Genomic DNA, 456 nt, shown 5'->3' on the forward strand with positions numbered 1-456 from the left:
CATCCGGATTCCGCTCACTGATGGCAAGGCCGACGCCTACCTGCGCTGGGGAAAAGCTTCGTTTGAAGTAAATGATGTGCCGCTACAGCTGGTGGTGTTATTGAAAGTAGATGAGAAGGACGGCAAGCTGTTCATTCCCTTCACCGACAAAACCAACGGGTTTACTACCTACGGCGGTGGCCGCTACCTCGATGTGGCCGTGCCCGCCGAAGGCGAAGATGAACTTACCCTCGACTTCAACCAGGCCTATAACCCGTATTGCGCATACGGCGCGGGCTTTGCCTGCCCCGTGCCGCCCGCGGAAAACCGGCTGGCCGTGGAAATAAGGGCCGGCGAAATGGCTTTCCCCGAAATCGACCACACAGGCCACAATCACTAGGCCTCCACAACGCAGCAACCGGCTGGCCCAGCGCCCGAACCAAGCGTTTTAGGCGCCCGTCCGAATCCGTACCTTTG

General features: G+C 58.8%; 1 protein-coding gene. It reads left to right on the forward strand.

Annotation, left to right across the window (positions count from 1 at the left end; genetic code table 11):
* Nucleotides 1-379 (forward strand): DUF1684 domain-containing protein (locus tag ACU8YE_RS25090; protein ID WP_446930266.1); only part of this gene is annotated, 379 nt, incomplete at its 5' end.
* Nucleotides 380-456 lie beyond the last annotated feature (77 nt).

Source organism: Ralstonia sp. VS2407 (assembly GCF_052950655.1).